Here is an 18,740-nt window from a genome sequence, read left to right as displayed (position 1 = left end):
CGTTCATCTGCGTCCAGTCAGGTCGTAGAGCGTCACGCCGTCGACGGTGCGTGGGGTGAAATGCGTTGTCACCCACTGGGTGATCTGGGTCGACGGTCGGTCGGCGGCGCGGCCGCCGAAGCCGGCGAACCCGCCGATGAACCAGTGGATGCGCCCTGCGGCGACGTCTGCCTGGAACTGCGCGAGCGTGGGCGACGGGTCGCTGCCCGCGAACCCGCCGACCGGCATCACGGGACGGCCTGTCGCCAGCTGATACCCGGCGGCCGACAGCGAGCTCACCGACGCGGCGACCCAGCGATGGCGGCCGGCGTCCTGGCCCAGGAGATCCACGACCGCCCGCGGTGGCGCCTCTCCGGTGAACGCGCGGCGCGCTGCCTGCAGCGCGGCCTGGCCGCCGGGGATCGGGAACGCCTGCGACCGCGCTGTCCCGGTGCGACCTTCGGTCGGGTCGAACCCGAATCCTGATCCGACGCGAGGGCCGGCGCTGACGAGCCCACCGACCCGGGGCGTGGCCACGGTGTCGAGGCTGTAGGCGACCGGCCCGGCCAGGGCGACGACGAGGACGGTGGAAAGGCCGGCGACCGCGACGAGTCGGGTCGGCCGGAGGACGTCGACGAGCACCGCGAGGACGGCGAGCGCGGCGGCGATCACGATCGCCCAGGAGAGCCAGCCGGCGAACTGCGGTGTCCGACGCAGGAAGACGACCGCGACCACCGCGGTGACGACCACCGTCGCGATGAGCGTCGCTCGCACCCAGGGACGCCGACGCGCCTGCCACCCGCGAATCGAGCCCACCCCGACGAGGATCGCGATCGGCGGCGCGAAGGCAAGCGTGTAATACGGGTGGAAGATCCCCGCCATGGAGCTCAGCAGCGCCGCGGTGGTCACGAGCCACAGCCCGGCGAACACGAGCGAGGCACGCTCCGGGCCGGTGCGGGACGCACGACCGCGCAGCACGATCGCGAGGACGCCCAGGATGAGCGCGGCAGGGATGAGCCAGGCGACCTGACCGCCGACGGCGGGGGAGAACATGCGCAGCGGGCCGGTGTGACCACCGAACATCGCCGAGAAGTGGCCGGCGCCGCCACCCGGTGCCCCACCGATCCCGCTCGACTCGTCCCCGGTGACGCGCCCGAGGCCGTTGTACCCGACGGTGAGCTCGATGATCGAGTTGTGTTGCGTTCCGCCGATGTACGGGCGCGACGATGCGGGCCACACCTCGACCGCCAGCACCCACCAGCCCGCACCGACGACGAGCGCCCCGAGCGCGGCCACCAGCGTGAGGATCCTCCGCCGGACCGGTGCCGCCGCGAACACGAGGAAGGCGATCGCCATCGCCGGGACCACGACCAGAGCCTGCAACTGCTTGGTGAGGAACGCGAGACCGAGCAGCCCGCCTGCGAGCACCGCCCAGCGCAGGCGACCGTCGTCGAGGATGCGCACCGTCGCCCACGCCGCCGCGGTGAGCAGCAGGACGAGCAGCGCGTCGGGGTTGTCGAAGCGGGACACGACGACCATCACCGGTGTCACGGCCATGACGAGGCCCGCGAGCAGCCCGGCCGACGGACCCGCGAGCCGCCGCCCGATCGCGTACACGATCGCCACGGTCGCGACGCCCATGAGCGCCTGGGGGACGAGCACGGCCCACGAGTTCAGCCCGAACAGGCGGACCGCGAGACCGGGGATCCACAGCGACAGCGGCGGTTTGTCGACGGTGATCGAGTTCGCGGCGTCGGACGAGCCGAAGAACCACGCCTTCCAGCTCTGCGAGCCCGCCTGGATCGCGGCGGTGTAGAAGTCGTTGGCGTACCGGTTGATCGACAGATCCCAGAGGTACAGCACCCCGGTTCCGACGAGCAGCAGCGCCAGGCCGAGTGCGTGGGCACGCGAGGGGTCCTCCGGTGCGGGATCCGTTCGCCGCGTGGGACGGTCGAGGACGGCGGTCATGCGGAGGCCCCTGTCGTGAGGTGCTTGCGGAACACCCATCGCAGCGCGACGAAGCGGATCACCGTCGCGACGAGGTTGGCGACGATGAGCACGGTGAGGTCGACGTGCTTGTCGGCGTGCGGGAAATCGACGTGCAGGACGTAGAGCGCGCCGGCGGAGATGGCCCATCCCACGAGGAAGATCGCGATGCCCTGCACGTGGTGGCCGGCCGCTCCGTCGCGGCCTCGCACACCGAAGGTGAAGGCGCGGTTGGCCCACGTGTTCAGCACCGCCGTGACGAGGAGGGCGAGGAAGTTCGCCGGCTGCGCGCCGACGACGGGATGGAGCAGCAGGTACAGCACGGCGAAGCCGATCGTCGAGGCGACACCGATGATCCCGAATCGCACCAGGTGCCCGATCATCCCGCGCGGGACGCCGGTGACCTCGGGCTCGTCGAGGCGGTCGCGTCCGATCGTCCGCCGCAGTTCCGCGATGGGCAGGTCGCCGCGGCTGATGGCCCGCGCGACCCGCCAGCACCCCCGGAGGTCGTCGGTGGCGGTGCGGACGATGTCGACCTTCGAGTCGGGGTCGTCGACCCAGTCGACCGGGATCTCCGCGATGCGGAGGCCGACGCGCTCGGCCAGGACCAGCACCTCGGTGTCGAAGAACCACCCGGTGTCGGCGACGAGCGGGAGCAGGCGTCGGGCGACGTCGGCCCGCATCGCCTTGAAACCGCATTGGGCGTCGCGGAAGTGGGTCCGCAGTGCGGTGCGGAGGATCAGGTTGTAACTGCGGGAGATGATCTCGCGCTTGGCGCCCCGCACGACGCGTGACGAGTGCGACAGTCGCGAGCCGATTGCGATGTCGGAGTGACCCGACAGCAGCGGTGCGACCAGGGGCACGAGCGCGTTGAGGTCGGTCGAGAGGTCGACGTCCATGTAGCAGACGACCTCGGCGTCGCTGTCCCGCCAGGTGGCGTTCAGCGCTCGGCCGCGCCCCTTGTCGTCGAGGTGGACGGCGCGCACACCGTCGATGCGTTCGGCGAGGGACCGCGCGACGGCGAGTGTCCCGTCGGTGCTCGCGTTGTCCGCGATGGTGATCCGGGCCGAGAAGGGCACCGACGTCCGCAGATGGGATGCCAATCGGCGCACGCAGCGCTCGAGGCCGGCCGCCTCGTTGTACACGGGTACGACGATGTCGAGCGTCGGCGACGGTGCGGTGTGGTCGAGGACGACGACCATCCCGGGACGGTCGACCTTCGGTGGGGTCGTCATGCGGCGAGCCTCGCTGTGCCGGAGCGGATGTCGGAATTGCCGCGGTAGTGAGTACCGCTAACGATCCGAGTGTACGTGCGCGTCTCCGGGCAGACCGCTCGCGCGAGGTCAGTCCGCGGTGGTCTCCGCCACAGTGGCCGGTGTCGTGTCGCCGCCGGCGAGGCGGGCGTGCCGTCGTCCGTAGAAGACGTAGATGAGCAGGCCGATCAGCAGCCACACGAGGAACCGGAGCCAGGTCTCCACCACGAGGTTCGTCATGAGGTAGATGCACGCCAGGGCGGAGACGATCGGCACGACGGGGGAGAAGGGCACCCGGAAGGGGCGCGTCAGGTCGGGCTTGGTCCGCCGCAGCACCGGAACCGCGATGGACACGACGAGGAAGGCGAACAGCGTTCCGATGCTCACCATCTCGGACAGATCGGCCAGGGGGACCAGACCGCCGAGGACGGCGACGAAGATCGTCGTCCCGACGGTGAACCGGAACGGCGTCCCGAACCGGGGGTGCGACTTCGCGACCGCCTGCGGCAGGAGACCGTCGCGGCCGAGGGCGAAGCCGATACGGCTCATGGCGATGATGTCGACCAGCGTCACCGAGGTGAGACCGGCGACCGCCGCGATCGCGATGAGCGTGCCGGCCCAACTCGCGTCGTTGGCGTCGAACGCCTTCGCGATGGGGGCGCTCGCGTCGAGGCCGGTGTACTTCTGCATGCCGGTCACGACGAACGCGACGAGCACGTACAGCGTCGTGCACAGGCCCAGGACGATGAGCAGCGCGCGGGGGATGTCGCGCGACGGGTTGCGTGTCTCCTCGCTGAGGTTCGCGACCGCCTCGAACCCGGTGTAGGCGAAGAACACGACCGCGGCCGCGGTGAAGATCCCCGCGACGCCGAACGTCGCCGGCTCGAAACCGCCGATCCATTGCAGCAGTGGCTGCTTCAACGTGCTCACCGACTCCGTCGAGGGCTCCGATCTCGGGACGAACGGCACCAGGTTCGCCTTCGTCACGAAGAACGCGCCGACGACGATGATGAACACCGAGATCGCCACCTTCACCAGCACCAGGGTGTTCGTGACCCGTGCGGACTCCTTCACGCCGACGGCGGCGATCGTGCCGAGCACCAGGACGAGCGCGACCGCGCCGATGTTCACGGTCGCGTCCTCGGTGAAGAGCGACTTCGGCAGGTCGAAGAGGTCGGCGAGATAGCCCGACCAGCTGCGGGCGACGACTGCGGCGCCGAGTGCGAACTCCAGGACGAGATCCCAGCCGATGATCCAGGCGAAGACCTCGCCGAGCGTCGCGTAGGCGTAGGTGTACGCGCTGCCCGCCGTGGGGACCGACGACGCGAGTTCGGCGTAACAGACCGCGGCGAGCATGCTCACGATCCCGGCGACGAGGAACGAGATGACCACCGCCGGGCCGGCGTTCTCCTTGGCCTGGATGCCGGTGAGGGTGAAGATGCCGGTCCCGATCACGATGCCGACGCCGAAGCCGACGAGGTCGCGGGTGGTGAGGGATTTCTTCAGGCCTCTGCTCTCGCCGTCGCCGGCACCGCTCTCGACGTCGCGGTTGATGGCCTCGACGCTCTTCGTCCGCAATATGCCCACCGACCTGACGCTACTGCGCATGTCCGGTTGGCCGACGTGTACCGCGCCAACCGGGCGAAAATGTCCGACTCGCAGGGCATGATCGCGACCATGCAGCTGGATGAGGAGCAGCGGGATCGAGCCGTCGGTGCCCTGCTGGGGAGCGCGGTCGGGGACGCGGTCGGGGCGGGCTACGAGTTCAGCCACCCGGCGCAGGACGTCGTCGTCGACATGATCGGTGGCGGCCCGTTCGACTGGGCGCCCGGACAGTGGACCGACGACACGTCGATGGCGACCGGCGTGGCGGCGGGACTCTCGCCGGGAGCGGTCGACCTCGACGCGATCGCCGCGGCGTTCATCGCCTGGTACGACACCCACCCGGCCGACATCGGGACCCAGACGCGGTCGGTGCTGACCCACCGCGACACCACCGCGGCGTCGATGACGGCGCGCGGGTCCTCGCTGTCGGGCAGGACGGGCGGCAACGGGTCGCTCATGCGGACCGGCCCCGTCGGCGTCGCGTTCGTCCGGTCCGACGACGCGGCGTGCGCGCAGGCCGCCGGGGACATCAGCGACCTCACACACTCCGACCCGCAGGCGCGCCAGGCGTGCGAGCTGTGGTCGGTGGCGATCGCGCGAGGCATCCGTTCCGGCGACCGGTCGGGGCTGCGGCAGTATCTGTCCGAGCGTGACGCCGACGTGCGGTCCTTCTGGGAGCCCCTGCTCGACGAGGCCGAGTCCGGCGCGCCGTCGGACTTCTCGAACAACGGCTGGGTGGTTCACGCGCTGCAGACGGCGTGGTGGGCGATCTGCACAGCCGACGGCGACGTCGTCGAGACGATCGGGAACTGCGTCCGCGCCGGCGGCGACACCGACACCACCGCCGCGATCGCCGGGGCACTCGCGGGTGCGTGCGCCGGGACGTCGGGCATCCCGTCACGGTGGACCGACATGCTCCACGGCTACCCGGGGTGGACCGCGACCGACCTGCGGGCAACCGCTCTGCGGATCCTCGGGGAGGACCCGGTCAACACGCTCGGGCACTCCTGAGGTCGGGCGGGTTCCGGTCACGGCGTAGGCTCGACACGTACCGACGAGTGAGACACCAGCTGGTGTCCTGTGATTCTCGGTGCGTCATCGCCCGGTGTCGTCCGGGCAGATCGGATCGTCGCCATGACGCCGTCCACCCCCGCCAGAACCGATGTCGTCGAGCGCGTGTCGGGCCGCGTCGCACTGAAGAGTCGACCCACCCCCAGCGATCAGGTCGACGGAGCGTGGTGGCCGTCCTCCCGCGACCTCGCCGCCGAGGTGGACCTGCTGCTTCCGGCGCTCGGGGATCGTGTCATCGCCGTCGGACGGGTGGTGTTCCACGCCGACGACTGGAACTGCCCGCACGCGCGCATGCAGCACGCCGGCACGGTCATCCGCCTCGACGGCTACCGCTTCTGGCCGTCGCATCTGGTCAAGATCCGCGCCGTCAAGGACACCGACGCCATGACCATGATGGTGATCCCGCCGGAGACCGCCGCGGACATCGCTGCGGACATCCTCGAGCAGTGCTCGGCGGACGGCTCGGTCGTCACCGTCGACGACATGACCGCTCTGCTCGGGCCATCCAGAACTGAACCGGGCCGCGCAGACGACGCCCCGGACGGTGATCGGCCACAGCGACGGTAGGGCAGTATTGGGCCATGGCCGACTCGCGACCCCATGTCCTGATCATCGGTGGCGGCTTCGGCGGTGTGTACGCCGCGCGTCGGCTCAAGCGCGCCGACGTGCGCGTGACCCTGCTCGATCGCGGGACGTCGCATGTCTTCCAGCCGCTGCTCTACCAGTGCGCGACCGGCCTGCTGTCGGAGGGGGAGATCGCGAGCCCGCTGCGACACCTGTTGCGGCGCAACAAGAATCTGTCGGTGCTGCTCGGCGAGGCGTCGGGGATCGACGCCGAGAAGCGCGTCGTGACCGCGACCCGCTTCGACGGCTCGACGTTCGAGGTCGACTACGACCACCTCATCGTCGCGGCAGGGATGCGGCAGAGCTACCACGGCAACGAGCAGTTCGCGATGTACGCGCCGGGGATGAAGACCGTCGACGACGCACTGGCCATCCGTCGCAAGATCATCTCGTCGTTCGAGATCGCCGAGACCCTCCCGACCGCCGACCTGCGCAAGCCGTGGCTGACGTTCGTCGTCAGTGGCGGCGGGCCGACCGGCGTCGAGCTCGCCGGGCAGATCCGCGAGATGGCCACCCGCGCCCTGTCGAAGGAGTTCGACACCATCGACCCGACCGAGGCCGACGTCATCCTCGTCCACGGCGGCGAGCGGGTGTTGGAGTCGTTCCACCCGAAACTGTCGGGGAAAGCGCAGAAGATCCTCGACCGCATCGGTGTGCGCACGCTGCTGGGTCGTCACGTCACCGACGTGTGCAGCGATTACGTCGTCACCACCGACAAGAAGACCAAGGCCACCGAGCAGATCGACGCCCACACCATCCTGTGGACGGCTGGTGTCGAGGCCGTTCCGTTCGCGCACGCACTCGCCGAGGCCACCGGCGTGACGCAGGGCCGCGGCGGGACGATCCCGGTCCAGCCCGACCTGACGATCGCCGGCCACCCGACCATCTCCGTCGTCGGCGACGTGATGAGCCTGGAGCAGCTTCCCGGCGTCGCCGAGGTCGCGATGCAGTCGGGCTTCCATGCTGCGGGCAACATCGCGCGGGTCGTCGAGGGCAAGTCGAACCCGCGCACCCCATTCAAGTACCGCGATCTCGGCACCGCCGCCTACATCGCCCGGTACCACGCGCTGCTGGAGTCGGGGCCGATCCGGCTGTCGGGGTTCCTCGGCTGGCTCGGGTGGGGCGGGATCCACATCACCTTCCTCGCGGGGACACGCAACCGTGCGTGGACGCTCGCGAGCTGGGCGACGACGATCATCGGCGGCAGCCGCGGCGAACGTGCCATCACCTACGGCGATCCCGACACGGCCCGTCGGCCCTACGCCTGACGGATCGGCACGCTCGACGAACACTTTTGGCACGCTCGACGAACACTTTTGGCACGGTCGGCGGGCAGTTTTGGCACGGTCGGCGGGATCTGCCGCACGGTGGGCGGGATCTACTGCACGGTCGGGGAGTCGTCGGCGCTGCCGGGTGAGTTCGCGGAGTTGTCCGCCGCCTCGTCGCCGTCGTTCTCGCTGACGATCTCGTACGTCGGGTCGATGATGACGGTGCCCTTGCGGCCCTGACGGGCCTTGCCACCCGCGCGGACGAGCTGCCCCGGGACCAGGTCGCTGCCCGTGCTGCCGTTCTTGCCGGTGAACCGCAGCCGCATCAACCCGCTGTCGTCGGTGACCTCGACGATGTGCACCTCGTCGTCGTCGATGACGCGGTCGAACGTGTCGCGGACGCGGCCCTCGATGGTCCCGCGGTGACCCGGGATGAGGCCGCTGATCGCCAGCACCGACGACGAGCTCTCGGGCGCGTCGTGGTCGGCGATGTCGCGGTCGGCCTCCTCGGCCAGACGCGCCTGGAACGACTCGACTCGGCGGGCCAGCCGCTCCTCCATGAGGTCGGGGAACGCCTTGCGGATCTCGGCCTGCACGTCGAACGGGATGATCGTGGCCGCGGCGTGGGGGATCTCGCTGACGGCGCGGGAGATCTTGTCCGCGCTGCGGTCGTGCAGGAGACGCCCCAGCAGCGGCGCGTAGGTGCGCCGGGGGAGCAGCACGGTGACGTGGGTGCGCGGCGCGGCCGACAGCGCCTCGACGACCAGTCGCTGGACGCCGCGGGTGATGCGGCGGTCGGGGCAGTCGATGATCTTCAGCGGTGTCCGCACGCCGAAGTGCTCCCACCGCTCGCGCAGCTTGCGGGCCTGCGCCGCGTCGACGACGAGGTGCACCGCGGTGAGCTCGTCCGCGCGCAGACCGTGCCCGTACCGCAGTGCCTCGAGGACGGCGAGGTCGACGGAGTTGACGAGGACGAACGCGGTGTGGCGCGCGTAGTTGACCTGCTCGGGGCGGTTGGTCCGGAACTCCTCGAGGATCGCGGCCTCGGCGCGGTACTCGCGGTTGAGCCGGATGAGGATGAACACCAGCAGCGGGAACACCACGACGACGAGCCAGGCGCCCTCGGTGAACTTGGCGACCGCGAAGATCGCGACGACGATCGCCGAGAGGACGCCCGCGCTCAGGTTGATGGCCAGGCGGTGACGCCAGCCCGACTCCTTGTGTGTCAGATGGTGTTTGGTCATGCCGAACCCGGCCATCGCGAACCCTGTGAACACGCCGATCGCGTAGAAGGGGATCAGCGCGTTGACCGAGCCGCCGGTCACCAGCAGCAGCACCACCGCGAGCACGGTGAGCACGATGATGCCGTTGGAGAAGACCAGTCGATGTCCGCGCTTGCCGAGCTGGCGGGGCAGGAACCGGTCGGCGGCGACGAAGTTGGCCAGCGCCGGGAAGCCGTTGAAGCTGGTGTTGGCGCCGGTGAACAGGATCGCCGCGGTCGCGATCTGCAGCAGCACGTACAGCGTGGTGCCGACCGCGCCCGACCCGAAGACGGCACGGGCGATCTCGCTGAGCACCGACGGGTAGCCGTCGACGTACGGCGTCGCGTGCGTCTCGTGCGCCAGCCAGGCGACGCCGCTGAGGAGGACGAACAGGATCGTCGCCATCACCGTGAGGACCCGTCGGGCGTTGCCGCCCTCCGGCTTCCGGAACGAGCCCACGGTGTTGCTGATGGCCTCGACACCGGTCAACGACGAGCCGCCGTTGGCGAAGGCGCGCAGCAGCACGAGGATCGTCGCCCCGGCGATCAACCCGCCGCCCTGGTGGACCTCGACGGTGCCGGGCAGCTCCGACGGGATGTACCGCGGCAGGCCCGTCGTGAAGTCCTTCACCAGGCCCACGACGATGAGCAGCAGGACCATGCCGGTGAAGAAGTAGGTGGGCACCGCGAAGGGTCGGCCCGCCTCGCGCAGCCCGCGCAGGTTCATCAGGCACATGAGCAACACGACGGCGACGGTGATCTCGAGGCTGTAGGGCCCGAGCACCTTCACCGCCGACACCACGGCCACGGTCCCGGCGGCGGCCTGGACGGCCACGGTCACGACGTAGTCGATGAGCAGGGCGGCCGCGGCGATCTGCGCGACCCGCGGGCCGAAGTTCTCCCGCGCGACCACATACGAGCCGCCGGCGCGCGTGTAGGCCATCACGACCTGGCGGTAGGACGCGGCGACGAGCACGAGGATCGCGAGGATGACACCGGTGATGGGGAGCAGCAGCGAGAACGCGGCGAGGCCGGCGTAGGGGAGCAGTTCGACGAGGATCAGCTCGCTGCCGTACGCCGTCGACGAGATGGCGTCGGGTGCGAGGACACCGAGCGCGACCGGGTTGGTCAGCCGCTCGTTGCGGAGTTGGTCGGTGATCATCGGCTTGCCGAGGACCAGACGTTTGAACCCGTAGCCCAGTGACTCGGGCACGTCCCGCGACAGCTGGACGTCGACGGCGCGGCGGGATCGCGACCCGGGTTGCTGCGACATGACGACCCTCTCGGAAGTGCTCGACCGCGGTGACATTACGCAGCCGGGACCGGCGGCGTACGGGCAGTGGCACGCCCCGTCGACGGGGCCGGACATATCCGGCGGGACCGGTGCACGGACACGCGTGCGGCACGTGTCCTGAACGTCCGATTGCGCCGACTTCCCGCTGCTAGTGTCGGTTTTCATGTCCGCCGCACCGACGCTCGACCGCCCCGACGGCCGCGACGCACGCCCCGCCTCGCCGACCGCGCCGACGCGGAGGCCCCGACCGTCGCGGAACCGTCGGGAGACCTACGCCGAGCACATCGCCAGGTGGTCGTCGCGACTGCTGACCCTGGCCGCGATCGTCTCGCTGCTGTCGATCCCGCTGCGGCACTTCCGCGTCACCGACATCGCCACCGACATCCTCGGGGCGCTGAACCTCCCGGCCGACCCGAGCATCTTCGTCGTCTGCCTGGTGTTCGCGTTGGCGGGCGCGGTCCGACGGCGGTTCAAGGGCGCGCACACCGCGCTGATGCTCGTGATGGCGCTGTCGGTGCTCGACGACGTGTTCGCGTTGATCTCCGTCTACAGTGACGACGTCACCGTCTCCGACGCCTACGGGCAGTTCCGCACGTCCACGGTCACCGCGTCGGTGGTCCTCGCGGTCGGCGTGGTCGTGTTCGTGGCCGTGGCGTTCTCCCGGCGCGCGTACACCGCCGAGCTCGCGCCGGGATCGGTGCGGACCGCGCTCGCGGTGCTCGTCGGCGGCATCCTCACGTCGTTCGTCGTGACGTTCGTGCTCACGGTGCTCTTCCCCCGGCGACTGCGGGGTCTCGACGAGGAGTTCGTGTGGTCGCTGCGGTCGACGTTCGGCGACCGCGCCGACATCGGCGACGCGGTCCTGCAGGGCCACGAGGGACACCACTGGATCTACGCGGCCGCGGGCTGGATGTCGGCGATCGCGCTGATCCTGGCCCTGGTCACCCTGTACCGGGCCAACCGCGACAACGACTTCGTCGACGCCGACGAGGAACTGCGGGTGCGCGAGCTGCTGCTGCGGTTCGGTGAGGACGACTCGTTGGGCTACTTCGCCACCCGTCGCGACAAGTCGGCCGTGTTCTCCCCGGACGGCAAGGCGGCCGTCACCTTCCGCGTCGTCGGCAGCACCAGCGTCGCCAGCGCCGACCCGATCGGCGACCGGGAGTCGTGGCCGGCGGCGGTACAGGAGTGGCTGACGAACTGTCGCGTCCACTCGTTGCACGCCGCGGTGCTCGCGGCGAGCGAGGCCGGCGGCCGTGTGTACCGCGAGGCGGGCCTGCGGACCCTCGCTATCGGTGACGAGGCGATCATCGACGTCGACGACTTCACCCTGCGCGGGCAGTCGATGAAGCCGGTGCGCCAGGCCGTCAACCGCGTGACCGCGGCCGGGTACACCACCACGATCCGTCGGCACGGTGAGCTGACCGCCGAGCAGCTCGCAGAGGTGGAGCGTCTCGCCGACGAGTGGCGCGGCGAGGAGACCGAACGCGGGTTCTCGATGGCGCTCAACCGCGTCGGCGATCCCGTCGACGGGCGCTGCCTCATCATCTGCGCGCACGACGCCGAGGGCCGCATCCGCGCGTTCCTGTCGTTCGTCCCGTGGGGTCTGCGGGGTGTCTCGCTCGACCTGATGCGCCGCGACCGCGCGGCGGAGAACGGGGTCAACGAGTTCCTCGTGGCGCGGCTCATCGAGGCCTCGCACGACCTCGGGGTGCGGCGGATCTCGTTGAACTTCGCGGTGTTCCGGTCGGTGTTCTCCAGCGCCGAGCGGGAGGGCGCCGGGCCGGTCACCCGCGCCGTCGACGGTGTGCTGGGGTTCGCGTCGCGCTTCTATCAGCTGGAGTCGCTGTACCGGTCGAACCAGAAGTACCACCCGGTGTGGGTGCCGCGGCTGCTCTGCTACCACCCGTCGCTCACGGTCATGCGCGCCGCGATCGCCGTCGGTGTCGCCGAGGGCTTCCTGCCGCACCTGGGCCCGACGTTCCTCGTCGGTGACAAGACCCCCGAGGAGCAGCCGCGTCGCACCGACCCGGACTTCCTCGCGCGCGTCGCCGAACTGGACGACCGCTTCCTCGTCGCCCGCGCGCCGGCTCCGCGGCTCAACGACCAACAGCGCGTCCGGATGTCGAAGCTCGAGCGGATCCGCGCCGAGGGCGACGAGGCCTACCCGGTCTCGGTGCCGCGCACCGACCGTGTCGCCGACATCGTCGCCGCGCACCGCGGTCTCGCGGCCGAGAAGCGGTCGGGGACCACGGTGTCCGTCGCAGGCCGCATCCGGGCGATCCGCGACCTCGGCGGCGTCGAGTTCGCCGTCCTCGAGGACGACCGTGCGCGCATCCAGATCCTCTCCGACGCGCGCGTCGCCGAGCGCGGCATGCACGAGACCTTTCGCCGCCGCGTCGACACCGGCGACCTGGTGAGTGTCACCGGGGAGGTGGTCGCCTCGCGGACGGGCGAGCTGTCGATCGCGATGTCGTCGTGGCGGATGGCGGGCAAGTGCCTCAACCCGCTCCCGACGCTGGGTTCCGAGATCGGTGACGACGTCCGCGTCCGCGACCGGCCGCTGGACCTGCTGACCAACCCCGACGCCGTCGACCTGCTGCAGAAGCGGTCCCGCGGTGTCCGGGCGCTGCGCGACACCCTGCAGCACAACGGGTTCGACGAGGTCGAGACGCCGATGCTGCAGACCGTGCACGGCGGCGCGTCGGCGCGACCGTTCAAGACGCACATCAACGCCTACGACCAGCAGCTCTTCCTGCGTATCGCGCCGGAGCTGTACCTGAAGCGGCTGTGCGTCAGCGGGATGGGCGCGATCTTCGAGCTGAACCGCAACTTCCGCAACGAGGGCACCGACGCCACCCACAACCCGGAGTTCACCTCGCTCGAGGCGTACCAGGCCTACGGCGACTACAACTCGATGCGCGAACTGACCCGCGAGCTCATCCTGGCGATGGCCGTCGCCATCAACGGGGAGCCGGTGGCGTACCAACCCGACGAGAACGGTGACCGCCAGAAGGTCCGGCTCGACGGCGCCTGGCCGATCATGACGGTGCACGAGGCGGTGTCGCGGGCGGCGGGGACGTCGCTGACGTCGTCGAGCACGCAGACCGAGGTCGCAGCGGTGTGCGCCGAGCACGGCGTGGAGGTCACCTCCGACATGCCCGCCGGGAAGATGGTGATGGAGCTCTACGAGGCGCTCGTGGAGAAGCAGACCCGGTTCCCGACGTTCTACTGCGACTTCCCCAAGGAGGTCTCACCGCTGGCCCGTCGGCACCGCACCGATCCGCGGCTGACCGAGCAGTGGGACCTGGTCGGGTTCGGCGCCGAGTTGGGCACCGCCTACTCCGAGCTCACCGACCCGGTCGACCAGCGGGAACGGCTGACGTCGCAGTCGATGCAGGCGGCAGGCGGTGACCCCGAGGCGATGAGCCTCGACGAGGACTTCCTGCACGCCCTCGGCTACGCCATGCCGCCGACCGGTGGCCTCGGACTCGGCGTCGACCGTCTGGTGATGATGCTGACCGGCGTGACCATCCGCCCCACGCTCACGTTCCCGTTCGTGCGGCCGACGCAGTAGCGGCACGCGTGTCGGTACCGTCGTCGGCATGGTGATCGCGGACACGCACGGTCGGCAGATCCACGCCGTCGACCGCGCCGAATGGCAGTCATGACGTCGACGACGCCCGGCCCGCACCCGCCGGTGCTGCACCGCATCCACCATGTCGCCGCGCCGACGATGGTCGTGCTGGTGCTGCACGGCGGGAAGGTGCGCAGCACCGAGCCCGCCCAGACGAATCATCTGTCCGCCGCGCGGATGCGTCCGTTCGCACGGGCCGTCGCGCGGAGGATGCCGGACGCGGCCGTCCTGATGCTGCAGTACCGCTTCCGGGGCTGGAACGGCTCCGACCGCAGTCCCGTCGCCGACGTGCGCTGGGCTCTGGACAAGATCCGCGACCGCCACGGCGACGTCCCGGTCGTCTTGCTCGCGCACTCGATGGGCGGGCGTGCCGCGGCCGCCGTCGCCGACGACCCGTCGGTCGACACGATCGTCGCGCTGGCGCCGTGGTGGCCGGACGGCACCGAGACCGACCTGATGCGTCCCGGCCAGCATCTGCAGGTGCTGCACGGCCGACTCGACCGGTGGACCAGCCCGAAGACCTCCCTTCAGGCGACCCTGCGCGCCGCCGGACGCGGAGTCGACGCCCGCTGGCTCTCGATGGGTCTGGCCGGACACTTCATGCTGATGCGGCCGTGGGTGTGGACCCGCCGCGTCACGGCCGCCGTCGGCGCGGCCGCCGCCCGTATCGCCGACGACGCTCAGCGCGCACCCCAGGAGAACCTGCGATGACCACCACCCAGACCGCCACGGCACCCACCACGACCGGTGCGGCCCAGACCATCGCGGACCTGCTCGCCCCCTACGTCGGCGGCGAACTGCCCGTGCACCTGCGCGCCTGGGACGGCAGCGAGGCCGGTCCGGCCGACGCGCCCGTCGTGGTGCTGCGCAGCCCGGACGCCCTGCGCCGCCTGCTGTGGAGCCCGGGTGAGCTGGGTGCCGCGCAGGCCTACGTGACGAACGAGCTCGACGTCGAGGGCGACCTGAACGAGGCGCTGACGCACGTGTGGTCGGTGATCGCCGAGCGGGACCTCTCGCGGATCTCGATCACGCCGTCGCGCGTCGCGCGGCTCGTCCGGTCGGCCGCGAAGCTCGGTGCGATCGGGCGACCGCTGCCCGCGCCGGCGAGCCAGGCCGTCGTGAAGGGCAAGCTGCACACCCTCGCCCGCGACCGCGCCGCGATCAGCCACCACTACGACCTGTCCAACGACTTCTACGCGCTCGTCCTGGACCCGCACATGGCCTACTCGAGCGGGTACTGGACGTCGGACGCGCCCGACTACACGCTCGCCGACGCTCAGCGCGACAAGCTCGACATGGTCTGTCGCAAAGTCGGTCTCGACGCCCGGCCCGGGATGCGGTTCCTCGACGTCGGGTGCGGCTGGGGCTCGCTGAGCCTGTTCGCGGCGGAGAACTACGGCGCGCAGGTCGTCGGCGTCACCATCTCGCGCGAACAGAAGGCGTTCATCGACGCGCGCATCGCCGAGCGGGGTCTGGGTGACCGCGTCGAGATCCGCATCCAGGACTACCGGCAGATCCCCGACGGCCCGTTCGACGCCGTCGCGTCGATCGAGATGGGCGAGCACGTCGGCCAGGAGAACTACCCCGTCTACACGAAAGCGCTGCACGACAACGTCGTCGAGGGCGGCCGGGTACTGATCCAGCAGATGTCCCGCAAGCACGGCGACAACCCCGGCGGCGGCCCGTTCATCGAGTCCTACATCGCCCCGGACATGTTCATGCGGCCCGTGGGTGAGACAGTCGCGATGATCGAGGAGTCCGGGCTCGAGGTCCGCGACGTCCACGCCATGCGCGAGCACTACGTCCGCACCGTCGACGTCTGGTACGAGACGTTCGAGAACCGGTGGGACGACGTCGTCGCGATGGTCGGCGAGGAGGTCGCGCGGGTGTGGCGGCTCTACCTCGTCGGCGGGGGGATGGCGTTCCGCGACGGCCGCATGGGCGTCGACCAGATCCTGTCGGTGCGTCCGGACGCCCGCGGTCGGTCGTCGATGCCGCCGGTCCGGAATTTCTGAGCGACACTCCGACGCTGACCTCGGCGTCAGCACGCATCACCCGAGCCGGAGGTGTCAGAAGTGAGCTTCGACTGGAGCCAGTTCGGGATCGTGACCGGGGCGAGCATCGCCGGCGTGATCATCCTGCTGGCGATCACCGCGGTCATCGGGTTCTCGATCGGTCGGCACAACGTCGTCGACGTGACCTGGGGCCTGGGGTTCGTCCTCATCGCGGCGATCACCGCGGTGCTCGGCAACGGCGACCTGTGGCGGCGTCTGCTGGTCCTCGTGCTCATCGGCGTGTGGGGTCTGCGGCTGGCGTCGTCGATGTTCCGACGCTCGCGCGGCAAGGGTGAGGACCCGCGATACGAGAAACTCCTCGACGACGCGGGCGGCAACCGCGCCCTGACCGCCATCACGAAGATCTACGCGACGCAGGGTCCGGCGCTGTGGTTCGTGTCGCTGCCGCTGCAGGTCTCGTCGGTGGCGCACGGGACGCTCTGGTACCTGGCCCTGATCGGTGTCGTCGTGTGGATCGTCGGGGTCACGTTCGAGACCGTCGGCGACCTGCAGATGGACCGCTTCAAGGCCGACCCGTCGACCAAGGGCACCGTGATGGACCGCGGGCTGTGGCGCTACACCCGCCACCCCAACTACTTCGGCGACGCGTGCGTCTGGTGGGGGACGTTCCTGGTGTGCTGCACCTTCTGGCCGACGGTCGCGACGATCCTGTCGCCGGTCGCGATGACCTACTTCCTGGTGTTCGCCACCGGGGCGCGTCTGCTGGAACGGCACATGGCGGAGCGGCCCGGATACCGCGAATACCAGCAGCGCACCAGCTATTTCATCCCGCTGCCGCCCAAGAAGGCGTGACGTCGGCCGCGACGTCGGCCTGCATGTCCGAATAGCGGCAGTTCACTACCTTCACCCGTCGTTCATCTCGGCGCCTCCTCACCGACACCGTGGTGCCGGGCCGGGACGGTGGTCTCGACGCATGGCCGACTCTGCATCCGACACCCGCGCGAACCCCTTCGGAGAAACCGTCGACACCGGCATCCCGCGGGAGGTCGCGGCGTCGATGACCACGGCGGAGCAGCACGACTGGCACCGGTGGAACCTCAAACGGCACAGCGTGAGCCGGCGCAACTTCCTGTACGGTTCCGCGGCCGTCGCCGCGGCCGCGGGGATGGGCAACCTCGCGTGGTCGGGCATCGCGTACGCGGCCGACGCGCCTCTCGCCGTCGGTGGGCGCCACGTGGCGTTCGGCAACGACGCCGCGAGCCAGCTCCGGTTCTCCGCCCAGCTCTCACGCAACCCGGGCGGTGCGAAGGTCTTCCTCGACCACGGCCCGACGCCCGCCCTCGGTGCGACCACGGTCGCCGAGGTCCGCAACCTGGTCAGCCAGGTGCCGATCAGTTCCGGCGGCATCCTCGGCGCTGAACAGTTCTACGTCCACGCCGCGGTCGACGGCCTGCCCGCGCACCTGCCGCACTTCTACCGCTGGCGCACCGCCGACGGCCGCACCACCGACATCCGCAGCGCGTCGACGGGCCTGCGTCCCGGCCGGAGCCTGCCGTTCCGGTTCACGATGATGGGTGACCAGGGCACCGAGACCACCCCCACCCAGCCGCCCGGCCTCAAGGCCGGCGACTACGACGACCGCTACTACAAGGCCGACAACGACCCCACCGCCCCGCACGCCGCGAACATCGTGAACGCGATCGCCGCGCGCAACCCGGCCTTCCACATCCTCGCCGGCGACATCGCCTACGCCGACCCGTCGGGCGGCGGGAAGCAGGTCCAGTTCGTGCCGAGTGGCGGCAGCGCCGCGTCGGGCTTCGACAAGTACAACCCGTACGTCTGGGACGGCTACCTCGCCGCCATCGAGAAGAGCGCCTCGCGCGCGCCGTGGATGTTCGCCACCGGCAACCACGACATGGAGGCCCTCTACTCGCCGCACGGCTACGGCGGTCACGCGGCGCGCCTCGACATGCCGACGAACGGCCCCGCCGGGTGCCCGTCGGTGTACTCGGTCACCTACGGCAACGTCGCGGTGCTGTCGCTCGACGCGAACGACGTCTCCTTCGAGATCACGGCGAACACCGGCTACAGCGGTGGCGCGCAGACGTCGTGGGTCGCGTCGACGCTCGCGCGCCTGCGGAACGACCCGAACATCGACTTCATCGTCTGCTTCTTCCACCACTGCGCGTACTCGACGACCGCCCAGCACGCGAGCGACGGCGGCGTCCGGGCCGCGTGGACGAAGCTGTTCGACCAGTACCAGGTCGACGCCGTCTTCCAGGCGCACAACCACATCTTCGAGCGCACCGACCCGATCCGGAACGGACAGCCCCGCAAGGCCGCTCCCGACCGCTCGACGGTGTCGGCGAAGACCGACGGCACGGTCTACTACACCGTCGGCGGTGGCGGCCGTCCCCGCTACGAGTTCCAGCCGGGCGAGTCCGAGAGCTACCGCGGCAAGGTCGTCGCCGACGACACCGTGCCGAACAGCTACGTGTGGACCTCGGACGGCAAGAAGCAGACCGGGAGCGTCGAGTGGTCGCGGGTGCGCTTCCGCAACTACTCGTTCATCAGCATCGACGTGACGCCCGGGTTCCCCGGTCTCGAGTCGAGGATGGACATCTCGGCCATCGACGAGTACGGCCGCGAGTTCGACCGTCTCACCTTCACCCGTCGCGTCCCGCTCGGCGTGGGCTTCGGGTCCTGACGTCCGTGCCGGGTCGTCGCCGTTCGTGAGCGGCGACGAC

12 protein-coding genes are annotated in these 18,740 nt (G+C 70.3%); 8 read left to right on the top strand and 4 right to left on the bottom strand.

What is annotated here, in order from left to right:
* Nucleotides 1-3: 3 nt before the first annotated feature.
* From LX12_RS09720 to LX12_RS09710, 3 genes are all read right to left on the bottom strand, one after another.
* On the bottom strand, nucleotides 4-1,947 hold the full coding sequence (locus LX12_RS09720; RefSeq protein ID WP_253654322.1) for a glycosyltransferase family 39 protein: 1,944 nt from the start codon (nucleotides 1,945-1,947) through the stop codon (nucleotides 4-6).
* Nucleotides 1,944-3,200, bottom strand: coding sequence for a bifunctional glycosyltransferase family 2/GtrA family protein (locus LX12_RS09715; RefSeq protein WP_372504973.1), 1,257 nt, complete (start codon nucleotides 3,198-3,200; stop codon nucleotides 1,944-1,946). The genes LX12_RS09720 and LX12_RS09715 overlap by 4 nt, the downstream gene beginning before the upstream one ends.
* A gap of 108 nt (nucleotides 3,201-3,308) precedes the next feature.
* Nucleotides 3,309-4,805 carry an APC family permease gene (locus LX12_RS09710; RefSeq protein WP_253654321.1) on the bottom strand — a complete coding sequence of 499 codons (1,497 nt, stop codon included), beginning with the start codon at nucleotides 4,803-4,805 and terminating at the stop codon, nucleotides 3,309-3,311.
* 60 nt (nucleotides 4,806-4,865) lie between these two features.
* Between LX12_RS09710 and LX12_RS09705 the strand changes: the two genes are divergently transcribed.
* The 3 genes from LX12_RS09705 to LX12_RS09695 all read left to right on the top strand — a co-directional run bounded on the left by LX12_RS09705 (nucleotide 4,866) and on the right by LX12_RS09695 (nucleotide 7,786).
* Complete coding sequence (locus LX12_RS09705; protein WP_253654320.1) at nucleotides 4,866-5,834, top strand: ADP-ribosylglycohydrolase family protein; 969 nt, start codon at nucleotides 4,866-4,868, stop codon at nucleotides 5,832-5,834.
* A gap of 123 nt (nucleotides 5,835-5,957) precedes the next feature.
* The gene (locus LX12_RS09700; RefSeq protein WP_253654319.1) at nucleotides 5,958-6,461 is read left to right on the top strand and encodes a DUF5994 family protein; all 504 of its coding nucleotides are present in this window, start codon (nucleotides 5,958-5,960) and stop codon (nucleotides 6,459-6,461) included.
* 14 nt (nucleotides 6,462-6,475) lie between these two features.
* Nucleotides 6,476-7,786 (top strand): NAD(P)/FAD-dependent oxidoreductase, encoded by a 1,311-nt coding sequence (locus LX12_RS09695; RefSeq protein WP_253654318.1) that lies wholly within the window; start codon nucleotides 6,476-6,478, stop codon nucleotides 7,784-7,786.
* Between the two features lie 110 nt (nucleotides 7,787-7,896).
* Here LX12_RS09695 and LX12_RS09690 read toward each other — a convergent pair whose 3' ends face one another.
* On the bottom strand, nucleotides 7,897-10,320 hold the full coding sequence (locus LX12_RS09690; RefSeq protein WP_253654317.1) for an APC family permease: 2,424 nt from the start codon (nucleotides 10,318-10,320) through the stop codon (nucleotides 7,897-7,899).
* Nucleotides 10,321-10,504: 184 nt separating this feature from the next.
* Between LX12_RS09690 and lysX the strand changes: the two genes are divergently transcribed.
* The 5 genes from lysX to LX12_RS09665 all read left to right on the top strand — a co-directional run bounded on the left by lysX (nucleotide 10,505) and on the right by LX12_RS09665 (nucleotide 18,700).
* Nucleotides 10,505-13,918, top strand: coding sequence for a bifunctional lysylphosphatidylglycerol synthetase/lysine--tRNA ligase LysX (gene lysX, locus LX12_RS09685; protein ID WP_253654316.1), 3,414 nt, complete (start codon nucleotides 10,505-10,507; stop codon nucleotides 13,916-13,918).
* 90 nt (nucleotides 13,919-14,008) lie between these two features.
* Entirely contained in the window at nucleotides 14,009-14,689 is a 681-nt protein-coding gene (locus LX12_RS09680; RefSeq protein ID WP_253654315.1) for an alpha/beta hydrolase, read from the top strand.
* Nucleotides 14,686-15,993, top strand: coding sequence for an SAM-dependent methyltransferase (locus LX12_RS09675; RefSeq protein ID WP_253654314.1), 1,308 nt, complete (start codon nucleotides 14,686-14,688; stop codon nucleotides 15,991-15,993). The genes LX12_RS09680 and LX12_RS09675 overlap by 4 nt, the downstream gene beginning before the upstream one ends.
* Nucleotides 15,994-16,053: 60 nt before the next feature.
* A complete protein-coding gene (locus LX12_RS09670) occupies nucleotides 16,054-16,845 on the top strand; it encodes a DUF1295 domain-containing protein (RefSeq protein WP_253654313.1) in 792 nt (263 codons plus the stop codon).
* Between the two features lie 121 nt (nucleotides 16,846-16,966).
* Nucleotides 16,967-18,700, top strand: coding sequence for a twin-arginine translocation signal domain-containing protein (locus tag LX12_RS09665; protein ID WP_253654312.1), 1,734 nt, complete (start codon nucleotides 16,967-16,969; stop codon nucleotides 18,698-18,700).
* Nucleotides 18,701-18,740: the final 40 nt, after the last annotated feature.

It is taken from the genome of Williamsia serinedens, from assembly GCF_024171725.1.
Classification (GTDB): domain Bacteria; phylum Actinomycetota; class Actinomycetes; order Mycobacteriales; family Mycobacteriaceae; genus Williamsia_A; species Williamsia_A serinedens.
This window is presented reverse-complemented; position numbering and strand designations above follow the sequence as displayed.

What these genes read in the sequence shown, in the direction of transcription:
- LX12_RS09675 (WP_253654314.1), top strand. Translation starts at nt 14,686, where the DNA reads ATGACCACCACCCAGACCGCCACGGCACCCACCACGACCGGTGCGGCC.
- LX12_RS09715 (WP_372504973.1), bottom strand. Translation starts at nt 3,200, where the DNA reads ATGACGACCCCACCGAAGGTCGACCGTCCCGGGATGGTCGTCGTCCTC.
- LX12_RS09700 (WP_253654319.1), top strand. Translation starts at nt 5,958, where the DNA reads ATGACGCCGTCCACCCCCGCCAGAACCGATGTCGTCGAGCGCGTGTCG.
- LX12_RS09705 (WP_253654320.1), top strand. Translation starts at nt 4,866, where the DNA reads ATGTCCGACTCGCAGGGCATGATCGCGACCATGCAGCTGGATGAGGAG.
- LX12_RS09695 (WP_253654318.1), top strand. Translation starts at nt 6,476, where the DNA reads ATGGCCGACTCGCGACCCCATGTCCTGATCATCGGTGGCGGCTTCGGC.
- LX12_RS09720 (WP_253654322.1), bottom strand. Translation starts at nt 1,947, where the DNA reads ATGACCGCCGTCCTCGACCGTCCCACGCGGCGAACGGATCCCGCACCG.
- lysX (WP_253654316.1), top strand. Translation starts at nt 10,505, where the DNA reads ATGTCCGCCGCACCGACGCTCGACCGCCCCGACGGCCGCGACGCACGC.
- LX12_RS09665 (WP_253654312.1), top strand. Translation starts at nt 16,967, where the DNA reads ATGGCCGACTCTGCATCCGACACCCGCGCGAACCCCTTCGGAGAAACC.
- LX12_RS09680 (WP_253654315.1), top strand. Translation starts at nt 14,009, where the DNA reads ATGACGTCGACGACGCCCGGCCCGCACCCGCCGGTGCTGCACCGCATC.
- LX12_RS09690 (WP_253654317.1), bottom strand. Translation starts at nt 10,320, where the DNA reads ATGTCGCAGCAACCCGGGTCGCGATCCCGCCGCGCCGTCGACGTCCAG.